At 37.6% G+C, this 19,353-nt stretch carries 15 protein-coding genes and 1 pseudogene; 12 read left to right on the top strand and 4 right to left on the bottom strand.

Annotated elements, in window-relative coordinates; all coding sequences use genetic code 11:
• Nucleotides 1-596 precede the first annotated feature (596 nt).
• The 5 genes from ACFG4S_RS11300 to ACFG4S_RS11280 all read left to right on the top strand — a co-directional run bounded on the left by ACFG4S_RS11300 (nucleotide 597) and on the right by ACFG4S_RS11280 (nucleotide 4,092).
• Entirely contained in the window at nucleotides 597-839 is a 243-nt protein-coding gene (locus ACFG4S_RS11300; protein WP_392534882.1) for a hypothetical protein, read from the top strand.
• 110 nt (nucleotides 840-949) lie between these two features.
• A complete protein-coding gene (locus ACFG4S_RS11295; protein ID WP_392534881.1) occupies nucleotides 950-1,387 on the top strand; it encodes a nitrogen fixation protein in 438 nt (145 codons plus the stop codon).
• A gap of 38 nt (nucleotides 1,388-1,425) precedes the next feature.
• Nucleotides 1,426-1,635 (top strand): hypothetical protein, encoded by a 210-nt coding sequence (locus ACFG4S_RS11290; protein ID WP_392534880.1) that lies wholly within the window; start codon nucleotides 1,426-1,428, stop codon nucleotides 1,633-1,635.
• A gap of 176 nt (nucleotides 1,636-1,811) precedes the next feature.
• Nucleotides 1,812-2,972, top strand: a complete 1,161-nt coding sequence (locus ACFG4S_RS11285; protein ID WP_392534879.1) for a phosphotransferase family protein — start codon at nucleotides 1,812-1,814, stop codon at nucleotides 2,970-2,972.
• Nucleotides 2,973-2,994: 22 nt separating this feature from the next.
• Nucleotides 2,995-4,092, top strand: a complete 1,098-nt coding sequence (locus ACFG4S_RS11280) for a T3SS effector HopA1 family protein (protein WP_392534878.1) — start codon at nucleotides 2,995-2,997, stop codon at nucleotides 4,090-4,092.
• Between the two features lie 419 nt (nucleotides 4,093-4,511).
• On the opposite strand, the gene ACFG4S_RS11275 is transcribed toward ACFG4S_RS11280, so the two are convergent.
• The gene (locus tag ACFG4S_RS11275; RefSeq protein ID WP_392534877.1) at nucleotides 4,512-5,300 is read right to left on the bottom strand and encodes an alpha/beta fold hydrolase; all 789 of its coding nucleotides are present in this window, start codon (nucleotides 5,298-5,300) and stop codon (nucleotides 4,512-4,514) included.
• Between the two features lie 1,063 nt (nucleotides 5,301-6,363).
• Here ACFG4S_RS11275 and ACFG4S_RS11270 point away from each other — a divergent pair.
• Nucleotides 6,364-8,217 (top strand): SUMF1/EgtB/PvdO family nonheme iron enzyme, encoded by a 1,854-nt coding sequence (locus tag ACFG4S_RS11270; protein ID WP_392534876.1) that lies wholly within the window; start codon nucleotides 6,364-6,366, stop codon nucleotides 8,215-8,217.
• A gap of 106 nt (nucleotides 8,218-8,323) precedes the next feature.
• Here the strand turns inward: ACFG4S_RS11270 and ACFG4S_RS11265 are convergent, their stop codons facing one another.
• Entirely contained in the window at nucleotides 8,324-9,544 is a 1,221-nt protein-coding gene (locus ACFG4S_RS11265; RefSeq protein ID WP_392534875.1) for a response regulator, read from the bottom strand.
• Between the two features lie 488 nt (nucleotides 9,545-10,032).
• Between ACFG4S_RS11265 and ACFG4S_RS11260 the strand changes: the two genes are divergently transcribed.
• Nucleotides 10,033-11,070 carry a M28 family peptidase gene (locus ACFG4S_RS11260; protein ID WP_392534874.1) on the top strand — a complete coding sequence of 346 codons (1,038 nt, stop codon included), beginning with the start codon at nucleotides 10,033-10,035 and terminating at the stop codon, nucleotides 11,068-11,070.
• A gap of 19 nt (nucleotides 11,071-11,089) precedes the next feature.
• Here ACFG4S_RS11260 and ACFG4S_RS11255 read toward each other — a convergent pair whose 3' ends face one another.
• A complete protein-coding gene (locus ACFG4S_RS11255) occupies nucleotides 11,090-11,548 on the bottom strand; it encodes a hypothetical protein (protein ID WP_392534873.1) in 459 nt (152 codons plus the stop codon).
• A gap of 445 nt (nucleotides 11,549-11,993) precedes the next feature.
• Here ACFG4S_RS11255 and ACFG4S_RS11250 point away from each other — a divergent pair, with 445 nt between their 5' ends.
• Both ACFG4S_RS11250 and ACFG4S_RS11245 read left to right on the top strand, forming a co-directional pair.
• A complete protein-coding gene (locus ACFG4S_RS11250; protein ID WP_392534872.1) occupies nucleotides 11,994-13,640 on the top strand; it encodes an alpha/beta hydrolase in 1,647 nt (548 codons plus the stop codon).
• A gap of 866 nt (nucleotides 13,641-14,506) precedes the next feature.
• Nucleotides 14,507-15,193, top strand: a complete 687-nt coding sequence (locus ACFG4S_RS11245) for a DUF6875 domain-containing protein (RefSeq protein WP_392534871.1) — start codon at nucleotides 14,507-14,509, stop codon at nucleotides 15,191-15,193.
• 369 nt (nucleotides 15,194-15,562) lie between these two features.
• Here ACFG4S_RS11245 and ACFG4S_RS11240 read toward each other — a convergent pair.
• A pseudogene (locus tag ACFG4S_RS11240) lies at nucleotides 15,563-15,982 on the bottom strand (VOC family protein).
• Between the two features lie 177 nt (nucleotides 15,983-16,159).
• Between ACFG4S_RS11240 and ACFG4S_RS11235 the strand changes: the two are divergent.
• From ACFG4S_RS11235 to namA, 3 genes are all read left to right on the top strand, one after another.
• Entirely contained in the window at nucleotides 16,160-16,624 is a 465-nt protein-coding gene (locus ACFG4S_RS11235) for a CYTH domain-containing protein (RefSeq protein WP_392534870.1), read from the top strand.
• A gap of 1,199 nt (nucleotides 16,625-17,823) precedes the next feature.
• A complete protein-coding gene (locus ACFG4S_RS11230; RefSeq protein ID WP_392534869.1) occupies nucleotides 17,824-18,030 on the top strand; it encodes a hypothetical protein in 207 nt (68 codons plus the stop codon).
• Nucleotides 18,031-18,193: 163 nt separating this feature from the next.
• A complete protein-coding gene (gene namA, locus ACFG4S_RS11225) occupies nucleotides 18,194-19,261 on the top strand; it encodes an NADPH dehydrogenase NamA (protein ID WP_392534868.1) in 1,068 nt (355 codons plus the stop codon).
• The last annotated feature ends 92 nt before the right edge of the window (nucleotides 19,262-19,353 follow it).

The following is a 19,353-nucleotide window of genomic DNA, read 5'->3' as shown; positions in this document are numbered from 1 at the left end:
ATTTAGTAGTATAGACTTAAGTATTACTTCTTTTCTTCTCATTAGTTGTTGTCTATCAAATAAAAAGCTTTGGTGACATAAATGTTTTATTAACGGTCAAAAAGTTAATTAAATACAGTTTGATAATTCATGTTAAAGCTGGCTGCTAGACAAATTGATATACAGTTGCGGAAGTAGACAATACGATTCTTAAACAAGTATAAATTACTATAGTTAAACAAGGCTCAATCCTCATTAAAAACGAGAAAATAAGAGCAAGCCTTTTTAAGAGGGGTTGAGGTAATCTTCCTGGAAAAAATATCACTAACATCAAGTGTATTGAGGTAGAAAGCCTATTTTAGTTCTCTTAGCATGGCGAAACGTAGCTCATTCACCAATTTCGACTCCTCAATTTTGCTGTATAACTTTATTAAATAAATATTCTTCAATAAAAATATTTATTATTTTGTGACATAAAAGTTTTATTTCTGTCTCTTCCACAATTTATAAAACATAGTTAAATCATTTTTCTTATGCCTAGAATATAAACAGATTAGGTAATTACAGTAATTAGTGATTCAGCCTACATCTAGTTATATATTCTGAGGAAAAGTAAAATGGAAGTCAATAAAAAGAATTCAAATACTCAATTAGAAATTAACAATCTGATTGATGGTGCTGTTAATAATGCAGTAGCACGACGGAACTCAGTTGAAGATTCAGAAGATACTTTGCTAAATCTCTCTAATGAAGAAATGGCAAACGTTGCAGGTGGTTTAGCAACTATTTCTTTTGTGAGAGTACCGATTATTTGTGGATTGATTGAGCTACCACAGCTTGATAAAACATCGATTTATTAAGTCCTTAAACATTTAATTTGCTTATTTAGGTTGATGGAGAGGAAGTCCGACCAAAAACTAGCTAGAAATCTCCATCAGCTTAAAAATACAATTTAGTATAGGTTCAATTTATGGAAGACATCGCTACAGAAAAGACTACACTTTGCCCTAGTGCTAGACCAGAATGGGAGAACAGTGTTGTTTTCGGCGTCATCGGTGGCACAGTCACAGAACCTCGCGTAGCTTATCTCAAGCAACCACAAACTATCACAGATGAACTGATAGCAAAGGCTAGTCCAGTAACACCCACTGAAATTTTTCGGACGGCGGCACCCTGTGCAACTAAGTCTTGTCAACATTTTGATGGCAAAGATTGTCGCCTAGCAATGCGAGTTGTAGAAAGTTTACCAAAGGTAGTAGAAGATTTACCACCTTGTTCTATACGCCGAGATTGCCGATGGTGGCAGCAAGAAGGTAAGGCAGCTTGTATGCGTTGTCCGCAAGTTATTACAGATAACTACAATCCTTCTGAATTACTAGTTAATGTGGCAACACCAAGTGTTAGTTAAGCAAAGCTACAAACTTTATTGAAAGTAAGGAGAAAATTATGTCAATGAACATTCATCAGAAACATCTCACAAGCAAAATTGAAATTACGAACTTGATTGAAGAAGCCGTTGTGAATGCATCTGCGAGACGAAATCAAGTTTTAGAAGAAGATTCGCTGTCAGAATTGTCTGAAGAAGAAGAGAAAAACATCACAGGTGGTGGAATACTAGATAGGATAATTATCTTCGGTGGCTTTCTACTGGGTTAGTACTGCTGCGCGTAATTCATAATTTCTCTACCGCAGATATTTGATTAATTTAGAATAGGTGATTTATTTCCAATTTGCGGTACTAGTCTTAAGAATCCTTGCGGAAACAGCCTGTGGTAGTAACTAAACTACCACAGTTTTCTCTAGATCAAAATTGGTTGATACATTGAAAACTTATGACATTTATTTTAACCTCTCATAATGTTGCTGATTATTTAGTTGAACAAGGATTATGTAGTCAGTCGGAGCAAGTACTGATTAAGGTAGAATCAGTTGCAGCTAAAAACTTTAATTTATTATTAACTTTACCAGGCGATCGCCAACTTCTAGTTAAGCAAGAACGACATAATCAACAAGGCAAAGCATCTGGTGAGTTTTTGGGTGAGTGGCGAATTCAAGAACTCTTACAACAATTTCCCAATTTAGAACACCACCGCCCATTTTTTCCAGAGGTACTGCATTTTGATGTCGAAAATTCTATTATTATCTTTAGATATCTAGATGATTATCTTGATTTAATAGATTTCTACAGCAAAGAAAATAGCTTTCCTAGAGAAATTGCGATAGAAATTGGCAATTTTATCGCAACTATTCATCGTGATACTTTCAACAACCAAGAGTATGAAAAATTCTTTTATACAAACGGAAATAATCTGATGGTCGATCCGGTATCGTATTTGATCCAGAGATTAGAACGGATTAGCCCAGAAATTTTTGGTTCGGTGCCTGATGATAGTTTAAAATTCTTTGCTCTGTATCAAAAATATGCTAGTTTAGCAAAGGCGATCGCAGAATTGGGGAATGCTGTAATTCCCTGTTGTCTAACCCACAACGACCTCAAGCTAAATAATATTCTTTTACAAAAAGACTGGCAGAATTCAAGTAATAATATTATCCGGCTAATTGATTGGGAACGCTCTAATTGGGGAGATCCAGCTTTTGATTTAGGCACACTCATCAGTAGCTATATTCAAATCTGGTTAAGTAGCTTAGTCATCAGTAATTCTTTTAGTATTGAAGAATCTCTGCGTTTGGCAATAACGCCTTTAGAAAAACTTCAGCCCTCAATTGGCACATTAACCCAAGCTTATTTAAACACTTTTCCCAAAATTATTGAACACCGCCCAGATTTTTTGTTGCGAGTAGTACAATTTGTAGGTTTTAGTTTGATTCAACAGATTCAAGCTGTAATTCAATATCGACAGTCTTTTGGAAACACAGAAATAGCCATGCTTCAGGTTGCTAAGACATTATTATGTCGTCCTGAACAATCAATACCAACAATTTTTGGTAATGCGGCTGTTGAATTAACTCGCCTTTATGCTTCTGTTGCTTAAAATATTTTGTCACCACTAAACTATGATGCCATTACTAAATACTATTCAAACAGAGTCTTTAACAGGATTAACCGGACGATTAGCCGAAGTTTTAGAAGATATTGTTCAGAAGATTGAGATTCGGTCTGATTTCTCAATTCGTCATCCAGATTACAAACCCTTGGAATTACCATCTGAAGTGGTTAGCCGTTTCCAAAAAATTCCCCAGCAGATGCAGCAGAAATATTTGAGTCTGCAACTACGGAGTTTTCTATATGGTATCTATTACAACGGTTCGATGCGAAATGCCTTAGCACTAGATGTAGAGGGAAATAATTTACCTCTTGATTTGGAGAATAATACTGTATTGGGGGTAGATGTAGAATTTTATGAGCGATTACATAAAAGTAATTGTGGAGAGGGCTATTTTGACCCTAATTGGTCTGTTGTCAAAAAAGAAACTGATGGAAGTTTAGTCGTAAACAAGGCTGGTTTAAGGCTATATATTCAACCAGATAAGCATCTTCAAACTATCGATAAAGCAGCTGGAGTGGGTGATTATGTAGCTATAAAGATGCCAAAAAATCGCGTACAAAATGGATTTTACATGGCGGTTAGCAATGTAAATTTTAATCATATTGAGGATAGAAAAAATAATCTTGAGACTGTAAGAATCTATTTCAATATAACTCCTGAATGTGCCGTTATTGTTATGAAAAATCTAACCCAAAATTTAAATAAATTAGGAATTAATTTCAGTTTTAAAGTTTTGTATAACCCAAAAGAATACCAACGCTATGATTCAGGGGTGCTTTACTTTGATAAGAGAAACTATGAAATAGTCAAGCAAGTTTTAAAACCTATTTATCAAGAGCATCAATCACTTTTTCAATCAGAAATACCTCTCTTCACTAAACAGTTAGCACCCGGATTAGGGTTGGCTGAAGAACCAGATCAAAAGTTTTTTAATCAGGAAAGTTTTGGGATGAACCGCTGTCAAGTTGTGGCAAATGGGTTGCTGACAGCTTGGAATCAAAGTGATGACTCACCACAGGAGCGGAAACGAGCTATCTTTGATAAGTTTTCACTTTTTGTTATGGACAGGATTGTGCTTAGAGTTCTAAAAATTAGATTTATTTAAGACAGCAGCCCAAGAATCATCTTGGGCTGATTTTTTATGTTTATTTAGAAGTAAGTTATATAAAACCCATTTGATATCTTTAGGACTTACACAACTGCATATTATTTTTAGTTTGTAGTGTAATCTTGCTACGCGCAGCGTCTCCGAGAGAGGACTAAAGTCCTCAAAATCAGAACTGTTCGTGTTGGGGGAACCTCTCTAAGAGGGGTAGCCCTTACGGTTATCCAACCGTCGAGTTAGCAACAAACTACAACTACTATTGGATTAATCGTCAAGGACAAATATATGGTACTCTTGAAAAGAGTGCAATCACTCTAACCTCTCACCGATGCCCGTAGGGAGGCAGCATCAAGCTTAGGGGACATCGGCACAGGCAATGAAAAAGCGATCGCCAACGATCAACTTTAATAAAAAGTTGCTCAGTTTTCAGTCAGAAAGTTTATGACTTGTTGAATGACTGCGGGTTCCGAAAGGATGCGTCTATGACCCAGACCTGATGTAGCAATAAACTTAGCCTCCAACCATTTAGCACTAAGTGCTTGAGCATCAGAAAAGGGAATTTCGCGGTCTTTGCGATCGTGAATAACTAATGTTGGCATCTTTAATAAATGCGTCACTTTTGGAAGAGACATCTCTTCAATAGACTTTCTCAATCGGAGTTCGATACATTGGCACATATCCTCAACTAAATCTTCAGGAAAACTTGTCAGGATAGCAAAACGTTTGATCGCATTTGTTAGTTCACAAGGAACACTGATGAGTACCAATTTTTCAATAGTCACATCAGTATTCCATGCCAGCATCATTGCTGCCGAGGCTGCGCCAGCCGAATGTCCGATAATACCTTGTACTGATCCTACACCTATGTAATCAATGAAAGTCCGAATTGCTCCGGCCATATCAACTAAGTGCGTCTGTGTTCCTTGAGAGTCTCCATGTGCAGGCTGATCAAAGGCAACTACTTTATAGCCATTTTCTAGTAGGGGATCTATGAAGGCATTCATGCTACTTGCACATTGCTCCCAGCCGTGAACAAGCAAAATACTTCGTCCTCCCGTACCCCAACTATAGCCATTGAGTTCGATTTCGCCGTAAGGTACTCTCAGAAGTTCAGCACTCTTGAGAAGATTCTGCTTGGACTGTGTTCGTGGTTTACGTCTCGGTGTAAATAACTTGTCTACAGCCCATATTGCATCATTACAAAGCATAAGTTGAATTGTTTGCTTATTTAGTAATTACTTGGTGATTACAGGTATCTATGTTTGCGATTACTCATACCGATACTTTCGCCAAAATAAGAACCTACAAAAATTTGGACAAAATGATCCATATATCACCGTTTAGCTTATATTGATCTTGGACGCTTTGTATCTTGCGGCATTTTCCGCTCGATACAATTCTTTTTTTTACTGGGCTTTAGACCCTGTAACTTTAGTTTTGATTGATGCTCCTTTCATAAAAGCCTTCTGCCCTCAGCGCTGAAGCCTTTCTGTGTAACTAATACTTATTTACTGCTATCTTCTTAAGAAGACAATCGGAAAAAATCAGAATATTCTTAAATTTATTGTTTACAGTAAAAGATCAAAAGTCAGGAAAAATCAGGTTTCACTAGATATTTCACTGACTTCCAATAAATAAAAACCTTGCAAAGAGACAAAAACGGCTAAGATGCAGACATAATGAGTTTCATCGACCTTTCCCCTTGTTGGTAATACTTGATTTGGCATAGCAAGTACTGAAAAGATCCAAATATCCTGATTTTTTCCGATTGTATTATTGGTTCTTCAGTACCTGACTTTTCACGGGATGTGGAAGTGCAATTCGGAGTGTGATGAATCACGGTAATCAGTCCGTAAATAATCACACCAACCAACTCTAACAATAGAGACGGTTGAACTCCATTCGTGAGACCTTAAGGTCGGATACAATTTGTCAATAAGCAATAGTACTCAAAATCTGACCTAGAAACGGTGTTGGGAACACTATTTTTGAGCAGGCGATCGCCTAATCTTGATACTGATCATTGATCCTTACACGATAAATTCAGTACATTGATTCACTTAATACATCATTCTTCCCTAAATTTCCAGCATAATTTCTAGTTGACAAAAGGGAGATTATCTTAAACTCTCACCGATACAACACCCCCTACTTTTAAAACAACCTTTTAGGATATTACACAGAAAAATTGGTATAATCTCTTGAGTTGATTTGTAAAACGCAGTTAGTAACTGCTCACATTCATCGGAATTCCAGGAGTCTAAGATTCTTGTGGGCATACTGGTTGGACGCTACGAAATTATTCGGGAATTGGGTGGGGGTGGCTTTGCAATGACCTTTCTAGCAAAGGATTCTCTACAACCCAGTCAACCGTTATGTGTTGTCAAGCAATTACGTCCTGAACATACTGATCCTCGGATTGTAGAGTTCTTTGAAAGAGAAGCGACTGTTCTGGAAAAGTTGGGTAAAGATTCCCAAATTCCTCAATTATTAGCGCATTTTAGAGAGAATAAAAACCTTTATATTGTTCAAGAATTTATCGAAGGACATGACCTAAAGGAAGAAATCATTCCAGGCAAGCAGTTAAGTGAAGGTTATGCCACTAAGCTATTACAAGATGTTTTGCAAGTTTTGTCCTTCGTACATAATCAGCAGGTAATTCACCGCGATATCAAGCCGGAGAATTTGATGCGACGGCATCGGGATGGGAAGATTTTTCTGATTGACTTTGGGGCAGTCAAGGAACTTGGCGCTCTGATAGTAAATGTACAAGGTAAGGTGACTTCTAGTGTAATCATCGGTACTCCTGGCTATATGCCTAATGAGCAAAAGAATGGTAAACCCATATTTGCTAGTGATATATATGCCTTGGGAGTGACGGTGATTCAAGCATTGACGGGTGTTTCGGCAGTGGACTTGGAAGAGGATGCCAAAACAGGTGAAATTCTCTGGCGTCATCAAGCACGGGTAAGCAAGCATCTAGCTAATGTCTTAACTAAGATGGTGCGTCGTCATTATAGTTTACGCTACGCCAACGCAACTGAAGTGCTACAAGACCTTTCAAAAAAACTGCCTCCACCGCCAATACAACCACAACAATCAGTTAACTGGTCGCGGCGCAGAGTTATTCAAACCGTGGGGTTAATGGGAGCCAGTTTTAGCTTTGCAATTGTGGTTGAGAAACTCTTGCTCAACAACTCTGCTCAGAGAAAAGCTTTGCCATTAACCTCATCTGTTCCTGCAAATAATATTCCAGTATCGTCCCCAAATGAGACTCCAGCATTACCTACAAAAATTGTAAATACTAAGGAATTAGTTTTAAAAACTTTCCAGTTTGAAGTCATAAAGGTAAATGAGCAGGGCAAGACTACCACAATCAGTCCTGGTCAGGCAACTTTTTTTATAGAAGACCTGGGTAACGGCAAGACACTGGAGATGGTACAAATTCCTGGCGGTAAGTTTCTCATGGGTTCACCACTAACAGAAAAAGAGCGAAACACAAATGAGGGACCGCAGCATCCTATGGACATTAAACTTTTTTTCATGGGTAAGTTTACGGTCACGCAAGAACAGTATCAAGCAGTTATGGGAATCAACCCCTCTTACTTTCAAGGGGCTAATCGACCTGTCGAACAAGTAAGTTGGAATGATGCAGTCAAGTTTTGTCAAAAGCTATCGCTGATGACTAGCAAGAGCTATCGTTTACCCAGCGAGGCGGAGTGGGAGTATGCAGCTCGTGCTGGAACGACTACCCCATTCTATTTTGGTGAGACGATTACGACTGAGATCGCTAACTATAATGGCGAGTATACTTATGGTTCTGCTCCCGAGGGTGAAAATCGTCAGGAGACTGTGGATGTTGGTAGTTTACCCGCGAATGCTTTTGGTTTATATGAGATGCATGGCAATGTCTGGGAATGGTGTCAAGACAAGTACCACAATGATTACCGTGGAATGCCTGCTGATGGAAGTGCTTGGGTTAGTGGAAATAATAATCCTTGGCTGCTGCGGGGTGGTTCATGGTTCAGTCAGTCAAGCGTCTGCCGTTCATCTGCTCGTTTAGACGAAAGCAATTCGGATGCACAGGTTTACGACTTTGGTTTTCGGGTAGTTTGCACACTTTAAAAAGTTTTGTTGCACTCAGCTAAAGGCGAAATTCCTGCCAAAAATCAAACAGAATTTATATCGTTACAGGACAAAATCGCTGTGTGGAGAGAACTATACTGTTAGCTTAACCGGAATAATTGGACAGGCTTAACGGTAATAAAACTGTGAATTTTGTCCAACCTTGAATACTGGTAACTTCTATGGTGCCTTCGAGATATTCTACGAGCTTCTTAACTAATGCCAAGCCCAATCCTGTGCCGCCATTTTTCCAGAAATCGTTGTTAGGAATGCGGTAAAATGGTTCAAATATTTGAGATTGGTCTTTTTTAGAGATCACAACGCCAGAATTACTAATTGTAATTTGAAAGAAGGGTACTTCTGAAGTATTTATGATATCTGATTGAGCATATTCAGTGATTAGACGTTTTGTAATGTAGACTAGCTCAACATTTAATTTAATCTCCTCATCAGGAGGAGAATATTTGCAAGCATTGTTGAGTAATTCTGAGACAATTTTGGTCAGGACACCTAAGTCTGAAACTATAGATGGTAAATTTGGGGGAATACTAAGCTGAAAAATTTGTTGCTGAGATCGAGCAATTTCCCGAAAATACAAGGCTACCTGAGGAAGCCAATCTTGAAGTTGAAATGAAGTTAATTCTAATGGATAGATATCTGCATCAATCATTTCCACAGACAGCAAATTATTCATCAAATCTAGCCCTTCTTCGCATTGTTGACGCACAATATTTAGGTAACCAGCTATAGACTCAAATGGAGAAAGTAGTTCAGAATTTAAAATGTTCTCTCGCTCCAGAATATTTTCTAGCACCGAGATTGTCATTTTGATGTTCAATAAGGGCATTTTCATTTCATGAGAAGCAATTCCTAAAAAATTTCCTTTCAACTGATTTAACTGCTGTAATTCTGATAATTGTTCGCGTTGATAACGATTGAGTGCTGTTGAAATCGCAACATAAAGTTGTTGTTCCTTGACGGGTTTGAGGATGTAACCAAAAGCATATGTCAATTCAGCTCGTTCCACAGTGCTTTTGTCAGAATGTCCAGTGATGTAGACGACAGGGATTTTAAGACGATTCCAGATTATTTCTGTAGCTTGAATACCGTCCATTTCGCCCCGTAAATGGATATCCATCAAAACTAAGTTAGGGAGTAGCTCAGATGCTTTCTCAATTGCTGTTTCTGCTGAATCGGCAATATCTATAACATTGTATCCTAGCAATTGTAAAGTTTCTTGTAAATTCATAGCGAGGATATATTCATCCTCAACAATCAAAACTCGAACTATCTCTGTTTTATGTCTGTTTGATAAAATGCGCTTCACGTTTATATCCTGCTTTTACTAAAATAAATTTTGAGGAATTGACAATTAATAAAATTTGATGAGCCTAGCTTTATACCCACTAGTGTAAGCCACTAAATATAGTATTTTTGCCAACAATATCCTTGAAATGGAAAAGAGGTTTTATTTGTGGGATATCACTAAACTCTGTTGTCTACTGCTAGATAATATTGAGCGTTCGATTGAGATGTTTGCTTAACTAAGGTTTGTAGAAGAGAGATGCTAAATATTTAAAATTGTTTAGTATTGAAATTGGGAGGTAATCTAATAATTTCATTTTAACTAATTTAACCTCACCGCCATCAAATTTGAGAGAGAAAAAGGCAGTCTTGATGGACTCTTTAATTGAGTTGCCGTAACTTCATATTTTTAAGTGAGTCAGTTAATAGTATGGATACTCTAGGCACTTAAAAAATCGAAGCGTACATAATTGAACTTACCATCACTTAGATGAGGCAATGATAAATTATATGAGAAAATGGATTTGGTTAATTTTGTTGGTGTTGATGACAGCTGCTGTGGTGGGTAGCAGGGGTAGCAGGTTTTTTGAAGAACGTCCCTCACCACAAATTGTTCAGAGCATTCCAGTGGAAACACCTCAATCACAGCCAGAGTCAAAAGAGGTTGATAATACGCTACAAGTGTCTGCTGATAGACTGTTAGCCCATATCCAAAAGTTAAATTTTCAGCGTTACACTACAAAAGAGCGATCGCTTACTCGCACTTATATCACAACAGAACTCACAAAATTAGGCTGGAAACCTAAGTTAGAAAAGTTCTCCAACGGTGTGAATATTTTTGCCGAACGTGTCGGAACTAACAAAGCTACTAGAGCAATTCTCGTAGGAGCGCATTACGATACCGTCGCCTTTTCCCCAGGTGCTGATGATAACGCCAGTGGTGTCGCCGTGGTGCTGGAAGTTGCGCGTTTATTCGGTTCGCGTCCCACACCACGGACGTTACAGTTAGCTTTTTTTGACAAAGAGGAAGCAGGACTTTTGGGTAGTCAAGCTTTTGTGAGCAAGACATCACGCTTGCAAAATTTAGACGGAGCGATCGTTATGGATATGGTGGGTTATGCCTGTTACACCGCTGGATGTCAAAAATATCCTGCGGGGTTGCCTATCACACCGCCTAGCGACAAGGGTGATTTTTTAGCAGTAGTTGGTGATACAGAACATTTGCCTTTACTAAATGCTTTTCAAAACTCTCAGAAGAATAAACACAAATCAAATTTGCCAGCAGTTTTAACACTGCCAATTCCTCTAAAAGGTTTACTGACACCAGATACTCTACGCAGCGATCATGCACCATTTTGGTATCAGGGTGTAGGTGCTGTATTGGTGACAGATACCGCAAATTTACGTACTCCGCACTATCATCAATCTACCGATGTTCCAGCGACTATCGAGCGATCATTTTTTACAGGAGCAGCACAGATTATAGTCAATGCTACTAGTGCATTATTAGAGAAGACTGAAGTTTTGAAAACTCAATTACCCAGCTAATTCGTAATTAAAACACAAATCACGAATTCGGCGGAGTTTGAGTAGTTTTTGGTTCCGGAAAAATTAATGTCCAGTTCTGTTTATCATTAACCTGAAAGTACAAACCTTGGAGAATTAACTGTAAAGCTGTTCTAGTTCTCATGAACTTCCTCACCAGAAAAGTTCCTGGTTCAGCAAATATATCATCAAAGTTTTTTCTGTGACCAAATTGTTTTGAACAATAACTACGAGTACCTTTGACTGTGACTACAAAAAATGGAGATTGTTTGTATTCATTGGGAATCATGAAGATTCCATAGACATGGTGACGACCTCGCCACGGTTGAACAACAACCTTAGTAGCTTGTACTTGGAATTTTGGAGTTTTTGATGCTATAAAAGCCTCCAAATTGCAATCAGAATCATTCACAGGCCACCATAGTGTAATAATACTCAAGGAGAGCAGAAAAATAAAAATATAAATGAGTCGGAGACGCATAAATCAGATAAAAGCGTTGGTGCAACTAGGGCAATTTGAGGAGCAATGGTAGTGCAGCAACAGCAAGAAAACTATGCACCTGCAACAGCTTGGGTATTGGGCAAATGACAAATGATAAATGGCATTTATTACACTATTTAACTTACTTGAGAAACCATCGGTTTTTTGTGGCTGTTAACACCGATTTGGGTTCAAATTTCTAGCTGTAATTAATTTTACAAATTGTTGTAGTGGCTTCGATCGCACCAGCAGATGTGTTTACGAGTACAAACAATTGGTAGAGGCATACAGATGTGCTGTATCTCATTCAAATGAAAATGCCTATAAGGGCGATCGCTATGTAAGATTAAGAAAAAATTTGCTTTGATTTCTAGTCAATTAATGGGGTAGTCAAATACACGAATATCCGTTATATTCCCGTAAGTAACAATTGGTATAAATATTTATGGGAAGAAATTGGAGAAGTCTGAAACAAGTTGGTAGTTTCTTGTGCGCGATTGTACTTACACAGTTCGGCACAAATACTTCTGTAAAAGCAGCTGACACAGTTGTTGCCCGTTTTGGTCTATTTACAGAATCTATCACCCTTGCTGAGTTGCAAAATGCGGCAAAAACAGGCCAATTTACTGGAAGTTTGCATTCTTACACTAAAAGATTATCTGAACAACAACGCCAGTTCTTTTTGGGGGCGTTGAACATGAATATACCGATAAATGTTGTCACCATTAATGGATTAGTCAATACCCAAATTGGCACAACTATTCTCAATGATCTGGCGACAGCTTTAGCCCGAAAGGATAAAGCAGGTGTACAAGCACTGAGAGCAGGATTGGTATTAGGTTCTACTGCACCCCAAGGTCTTTCCATACTCAGTTTTATCGCTGCTTATCCGAGTAAACGCTTAGAAATTGATTTACCGGAGGCTTTCAAAGTTTCAGGCAGTTTGAATACCGCTTTTTGGCGCACCCAGCAGTTTATGTTCGCAATTGCCCCTCTAATTAAACCCACAACACCGCAGACTGATTTTCCTTTCGACCCTTCTCAACCAGGAAACGCCCAAGTAGAAGTACTCAAATTAGACTTCAATGACCAAAAGCGGAATCGCAACATTCCAGTTGATGTTTACTGGTCAACTGCTGCAACTCCCGATAAACCTGTAATTGTCTTTTCTCATGGCTTTGGGTCAGTCCGCACGGACTTGCGTTATCTCGCAGAACATTTAGCATCACACGGTTATGTAGTAGCAGCTTTAGAACATCCCGGTAGTAATGCAACAAATGTTGACTCAGCATTACAAGGCAAAAATAGAGTTGTCAAGCCTCAAGAGTTTTTGGATCGCCCTCAAGATATTAGTTTTGTTCTCGATGAGTTAGAAAAGCTCAACCAAACAGCAAGTAGCCCCCTTGTCGGCAAACTTGCAACTAAGAACGTGATGGTTGTTGGCTATTCTTTTGGTGGTGGTACAGCTTTAGCACTTGCTGGCGCCGAGTTACAACTAGAACGTCTCAAACAGCGTTGCAAAAATAACTTGGCTAGCTTAAGTTTAGGAGTAGGTATGCAGTGCATCGCTCAAGAACTGCCGGAAAATAGCTATCAATTGCGGGATAATAGAATTAAACAGGCGATCGCTTTCAATCCTACAACTTCTCTAATATTTGGCGAAACCGGGTTAAGCAAAATTCAAATTCCTACCCTGATATTGGCAGGTTCGGCAGATAAAACCACCCCAGCTTTAACTGAACAAATTCTAGCATTTGACAAAATTCCGTCCCCAAAATGGCTAGTTGGTGTAGTTGGAGGTACTCATCTGAGCGTAAAAGACCCTAGTACCACTATGGATCAAATCGGACAACCAAATACACCTATTAGCGGCGGCGAAGTCGTCGGTGAAAAAGCTGCTGACGTTCGCAAGTTGGTTAAAGCTTTAACTTTGGCATTTGCTGCACAACTGACTCCAGAAGCTAAAAACTATACTGTCTTTTTGACATCAGATTATGCCCAGTTTAGCTCCACTCGGTCATTTCCATTTCGCCTAATTACCCAAATTCCTCCTGAGGCTATGCCATTAGTAAAAGAATTTGTTGAGAAATAACTAGCCCTTTCAACTTGGTCAAAACCTTGCTCAATAAATTAGTTTTTAGTCTCTTCTCCACTGAAAATCTGAGTTCAACTCGACTTCAAACATCCTCTTAAGAGGATCTTTAAAAACTCGCAAAGTATACTATAAAATCCTTTGTTGAAAAGCTTAGTTCGGAGGTTTAGTCCGAGCTAAGCTTTTCCGTCTCCCAATCTCTCATCAACAGTCTTTTCTGTTTACAAAGGTCTAATGGCTATTGACAAAGGACAGCCCCCCACTAGTCACAGTGCAATGTTTATTTGCGTAAAAACTTAACTAGCTTCGCAAAATCAAATAGGAGTTTCATATAACTAAATCTTATTAAACTATTAAGTTCTTCCTATATAGTGTAATAAGATTTAGTGAGGTAGATCTGGTTAAGTTTATATAATTGGCAACTGCTATATAAAAAATTGAATTCTTCGCCTCTGTTTTTTGCTGGCTGGTAATAATATCATTAATGTTTATTGATTAGCAACAAAGATTAATTTCTTTTTTAAAATTTTAATACGAGAGTAAAAATACTGATTATTTAGATCACATACTGTCAGTAATTTCAAATCTATACTAAATTTTTACAATAAAACTAAACATTAAGATGCTAACTTTATAATACTTTTGTTAAAAATAGTAGGAACTTAGAAGTACCAAAAAGCAAAAGGACGGGATCGATAATACATATATTCTAGCGACGATACTACATATATTATATTACTCACTAAAAAATAGCCAAAAATGCAAATTTATAATCAAGGCTAATTTTTTTGAGAAAAATTAATTTCAGGTATCAAATCATAAAACTAATTTTCAATTAACAACTCAACAATTACTCCATTTAAATTATGCTAACGCAACTCTATACACCTTTTGAAATTGAACAACTCGAGGAAAATCAAGACCTTCCTCACTTAATTGCAATTATGGACTGGGTTAAAAATTTTTTAGGCAGACCTCATCCTAATTTAGGAAGACCCGGTGCAGTTTGCCCTTTTGTACCTCGCTCTGTTAAATCAAATAGTATTCGTCTAACAGTTATTCGCACAAAAGATTTGTATCCAGAACAAGTAGAAAATCTTGTTAGACGCTACCGAGATATCTTCCTTGAGATGGAAGACAAGGAGGAAGAAGTAACAATTAATAAAGCTTTTTTACTTATCTTTCCTGATATAGATATAGAAGAAGCTCCTCAATTAATAGATAGTATCCAACAAAAACTCAAACTTTTGTTTGTTGAATCAGGATTAATGATCGGAGAATTTCATAAACGTAATGAAAGTCCTGGTTTACACAATCCAAACTTCCGTCCACTTCGTAGTCCCATCCCCTTATTAGCTATCCGGTTTATGGTTGAAGCCGACCTCCCATTTCTTCAAAGTCCATCCAATCCACACTTACGTATTAAGTATCTGGAAGCTTATTTAAAGCGTTTTGGTGATAAATTTGTAGATGAGACAAGGTTTAAAAGTGCTTATCAAGCATTAGCTTTAGCGAAAGAAGAAGTAGAAGCAGAGACTTTAGTTAGTTCTTGAGGGAGCGAGGACTTATTATGTACTAGTAATTCCTGCTCAGTAATAGCTGATATAAGACTTGTGTTTCATGTTTTCAAAATCGATTTAATTCTCTGTAAATTGTGTGTGTTTACTATTAAGAGTTCAGTGTTTTCTATTTCCTGTTTACTTCTAAAAACTTGTGAAGGATTCCAATTTACCACTTCAAATATTGTGAAATCCTGAACGCAAGTTTTTATAAACCCTAAGACCCGATTGCCTACTTCTAACTTCTTCATTTCAGTAAATCAATTAGCTTCAGACAGAGTTCCAGTCAAGTATGATACTACCCCATCATCATTTTAATAGTGACAAAATCTCAAGAATTGAGGATGAAAATATGAATTTTTTTCAAATTTCATCTTGAAAAAACTTCATATTTTCATATGGAGATTTTTTAGTTACAGCAATTCGAGATAATAAATCACCTAGATGCAATTCAAGCTTATGATAATCTGGGTCAAGAATATATAGTGATTCGCCTTCACTGATATTTTGTTTCCACTGTTTAACACCCAGAGAAATGAAGCGATCGCTATATTGCTGAAAGTCTTGCTAAGAAACACTAAAAGCAATATGAGTATACTTAAGCGCAGGACTTGTGGATGTGTTTGGATCTAAGGATAAGCACAGCCATAAATTACCTGCCAGTAAGTAAGCACCTCTTTTGCATTTAGCGATCGCTTTACAACCGATAATTTTGGTATAAAAGTCAAAGGACTTTTCTATATCTGAGACTGACAAAGTAATATGGTTAATTTCTATAATCATAATAGAAGCTTGATAGTATATTTGAACCAAATGTAAGTAAATTGTCTATATATAAAAGGTTATAATTCTGTATTTACTTGGACTTTTTTTTGTAACTATGTATGTATAACCGCCAAGTTAAAATAAATTAAAGGCGCTGTTACCCAATATGCAAAACAAAATAATCAGGTAAATAAAATGGCGAAAGAAATAGAGCGAAAATATTTAGTCAAAGGAGATAGTTGGAGAGGATTGGCTGAAGGTAGTATATATCGTCAAGGATATATACCTACAGAAGGTAAAGTGACTGTACGTCTACGTGTAGTAGGCGAAAAAAGTTATTTGACAATTAAAGGTCCGACCATCCAATATTCAAGATTAGAGTTTGAGTATCCTATTCCTACTAAGGATGCTCAAGAAATGCTTGAGACTTTGTGTGAACGTCCATTTATAGAAAAAATTAGATATAAAATTGAGTTTGGCGGTTTGATTTGGGAAATAGATGAGTTTGACGGTGTTAATAAAGGGCTAATTTTAGCAGAAGTTGAACTCAGTAATGAAACTCAACAAATCGAACTACCAACCTGGATTGGACAAGAAGTTTCTGATGACTCCAGATATTTCAACAGCAATTTAGTAAAACATCCTTTTTCCGAATGGTAATTGTTGAAATAGAGATGTTTTAACAAATATCTGACTATATTTTTGCGCTTTTTTGATATTTTTCAGTCCACTTAAGTAAGTAGGTAGGCATAAAAATTTGTCGTTGGGATAAGGTGGTCTCAATGAAATGAATTTCAAAAGCCTTAGATGAAAGAGTAACTGGCTACTGGTAACTGGTGAAGAGTTTTCTTCTTTACGAAACCCTGCGCGAACAAAACTTGGGTAGTGGTCTAAATCCATTACCCAAGTTTTCCCTGTCCCCAGCGATGCACTGAGCTTGTCGTTGGCGCAGCCTCTCGCAGAGAAGTGTCCCTAATCTCCAGTCCCTTTTTTAATTGCCTCTTGTTTTTTAGCATAATCTATGCAAATATCATAACTATATAATACGAAAAGTTTATCGAATTATCGTACTATACTCTAGTATTGTAGCAAATTAAGGGAACTCCAAGAAATAAAAATAACCGCTTGAAGTTGCTGACTGTGGTCACTGAATCTCGACTCACTTCGACGCCGCTCAGTGCAACTCGCTCAATTTCCGCGTAGTCGAAATGAGCAGAAATTAGCCCAAGTGTTGACTCTGAACAGTGGGATATTTTTATTTGGAAGTACCTTACAATCCCTTGGAGTACATCTGAATTATCGTAGTGTAAATAACTTTAATCTTAACCGTTATGATATTGAAGAAGTTACTGGTTTGAGAGTTATAAGCTGTTGTGCATTTAACTTCTACCTTGATCTGATGACCGATAACCATCAACGATTATAAAGAGTGTTTATCTAATTTAGACGTGTATCACTTTAGATACTTTTTAACTATTAGTGTTTAGATATTTTCTAATTTAGTTATTACGAATACTACGTTATTAGACTAATTAAGTGTAGCATCATTAATATCAACACTGGGAAAACAAGATATTTAGGTTGATATTGAGCTAATTCAGCTTTTTATTAAAATCTATTAAGAATTTTAAATAGTGTTATTTTTTCTATGTAATTGCTGAAATTCATAAGTAATTAAAACATAGTGAGGTATTTTATAGACAAAAATAAGTTACCTTATAGGGAAAATAAAACATGTGAATTTGGCTAAAAAATCAGTCTTTATTTGTCAAAATTTAACGGAGTTATTAGCAAGCCGATGTCAGGATTATAGTGAAACTAGATTTGAAATACACCGACAACACTAGGAGAATTAACCAATGTTTTTCGGACAAATGGAAAGAGAATCTTTATATGGAGAAATCTGGTCAATTTGGCAAACAACTAAATTACCAGAACATCTCCAGTTATTAGTAGATCAAGAACAAATCACATACGATATCTGGGAATTACAGAGCCAAGAACCTGATAATAAAAGGATTCATTTCAGTCTCGAACGGAACTCTAGTGATTCAAAAAGTATTTAACTCTATACTGAGTACGTGATAATGAGATCTAAAAAGCACAGCGATCTAATTACTGATAGCCACTTGCTAAGGTAGGTAAGTAGCATTTGAAATTTAGCGATCGCTTTTTGATGCAAATCTCCTCTAAATTTCTTTCACCTAGTAAGAGAAGGAATCAATCCTAATGCCACACCTGTTTGAACCATTCATAATTCGTGAGGTTACTTTTCGTAACCGCATTGCTGTTTCCCCCATGTGTCAATATTCGAGTACAAATGGATATGCCAATCACTGGCATATGGTGCATCTAGCTTCTCGTGCAGTTGGTGGTGCAGGTATAGTACTAACCGAAGCGGCAGCTGTAGAAGCACGTGGACGTATTAGCCCACAAGATTTAGGCATTTGGTCAGATGCACATATCGAAACTCTAGCTAAGATTGTGGAATTGATTCATAACTTTGGGGCTGTTGCAGGTATTCAACTTGCTCATGCAGGTAGAAAGGCCAGCACTGCTAAACCGAGTAAAGGAGGGAAAATACTCGATGAATCTCAAGAAGGTTGGCGTCCCTTAGTTTCCAGTAGTGCGATCGCTTTTAGCAAAGATAGCCCCATCCCTGAAGCCCTAAGTCTTGAGGGAATTCAACAAGTGATTGACGCCTTTATCCAAGCTGCCAAACGTTCTGTGCAAGCTGGTTTCAAGGTGGTTGAAATCCATGCTGCCCACGGTTATCTGCTACACCAATTTCTCTCACCCCTTTCTAACCAACGTGAAGATGATTATGGTGGTAGCTTTGAAAACCGTACTCGTTTGTTAAGAGAAGTGGTTCAAGGAATCCGAGAAGTATGGCCACAGACATATCCACTTTGGGTACGCATTTCCGCCACGGATTGGGTAGACAAGGGCTGGAACATTGAGGAAAGTATCGCTTTAAGTGACAAACTTAAATCTCTAGGAGTCGATCTCATCGATACTTCATCAGGAGGGCTGATACCGGGGATTAATATACCAGTTAAACCTGGTTATCAGACTCAATTTGCCGAACGCATCCGCCGCGAAGCTAATATTCATACAGGAGCTGTAGGGTTAATTACATCACCAGAACAAGCTGACCAACTTATTCGCACAGAAGTAGCAGATATAGTCTTGTTAGGACGCGAACTACTCCGTAATCCTTATTGGCCACATCTTGCAGCCAAGCAACTCGGACACGATAAACTCTGGCCTGTTCAATATGACCGTGCTTGGCTGTGAGTTTAGTTTAGGAATATTGACTAATTTTTATTTAAGATTTGGCTCAATCGATGTATTGGAGAAGTCTCTACAACGGAGTTAGCCCAAAATTA

Source organism: Nostoc sp. C117 (assembly GCF_043099735.1).
In the GTDB taxonomy this organism is placed as follows: Bacteria; Cyanobacteriota; Cyanobacteriia; order Cyanobacteriales; family Nostocaceae; genus Nostoc.
The sequence above is the reverse complement of the archived record's forward strand: the minus strand, read 5'-3'. Positions and strand labels throughout refer to the sequence as shown.

Coding starts and splice junctions, on each gene's coding strand:
- namA (WP_392534868.1), top strand. CDS start 18,194: ATGCCACACCTGTTTGAACCATTCATAATTCGTGAGGTTACTTTTCGT.
- ACFG4S_RS11235 (WP_392534870.1), top strand. CDS start 16,160: ATGGCGAAAGAAATAGAGCGAAAATATTTAGTCAAAGGAGATAGTTGG.
- ACFG4S_RS11280 (WP_392534878.1), top strand. CDS start 2,995: ATGATGCCATTACTAAATACTATTCAAACAGAGTCTTTAACAGGATTA.
- ACFG4S_RS11300 (WP_392534882.1), top strand. CDS start 597: ATGGAAGTCAATAAAAAGAATTCAAATACTCAATTAGAAATTAACAAT.
- ACFG4S_RS11285 (WP_392534879.1), top strand. CDS start 1,812: ATGACATTTATTTTAACCTCTCATAATGTTGCTGATTATTTAGTTGAA.
- ACFG4S_RS11230 (WP_392534869.1), top strand. CDS start 17,824: ATGTTTTTCGGACAAATGGAAAGAGAATCTTTATATGGAGAAATCTGG.
- ACFG4S_RS11260 (WP_392534874.1), top strand. CDS start 10,033: ATGAGAAAATGGATTTGGTTAATTTTGTTGGTGTTGATGACAGCTGCT.
- ACFG4S_RS11250 (WP_392534872.1), top strand. CDS start 11,994: ATGGGAAGAAATTGGAGAAGTCTGAAACAAGTTGGTAGTTTCTTGTGC.
- ACFG4S_RS11275 (WP_392534877.1), bottom strand. CDS start 5,300: ATGCTTTGTAATGATGCAATATGGGCTGTAGACAAGTTATTTACACCG.
- ACFG4S_RS11245 (WP_392534871.1), top strand. CDS start 14,507: ATGCTAACGCAACTCTATACACCTTTTGAAATTGAACAACTCGAGGAA.
- ACFG4S_RS11295 (WP_392534881.1), top strand. CDS start 950: ATGGAAGACATCGCTACAGAAAAGACTACACTTTGCCCTAGTGCTAGA.
- ACFG4S_RS11290 (WP_392534880.1), top strand. CDS start 1,426: ATGTCAATGAACATTCATCAGAAACATCTCACAAGCAAAATTGAAATT.
- ACFG4S_RS11255 (WP_392534873.1), bottom strand. CDS start 11,548: ATGCGTCTCCGACTCATTTATATTTTTATTTTTCTGCTCTCCTTGAGT.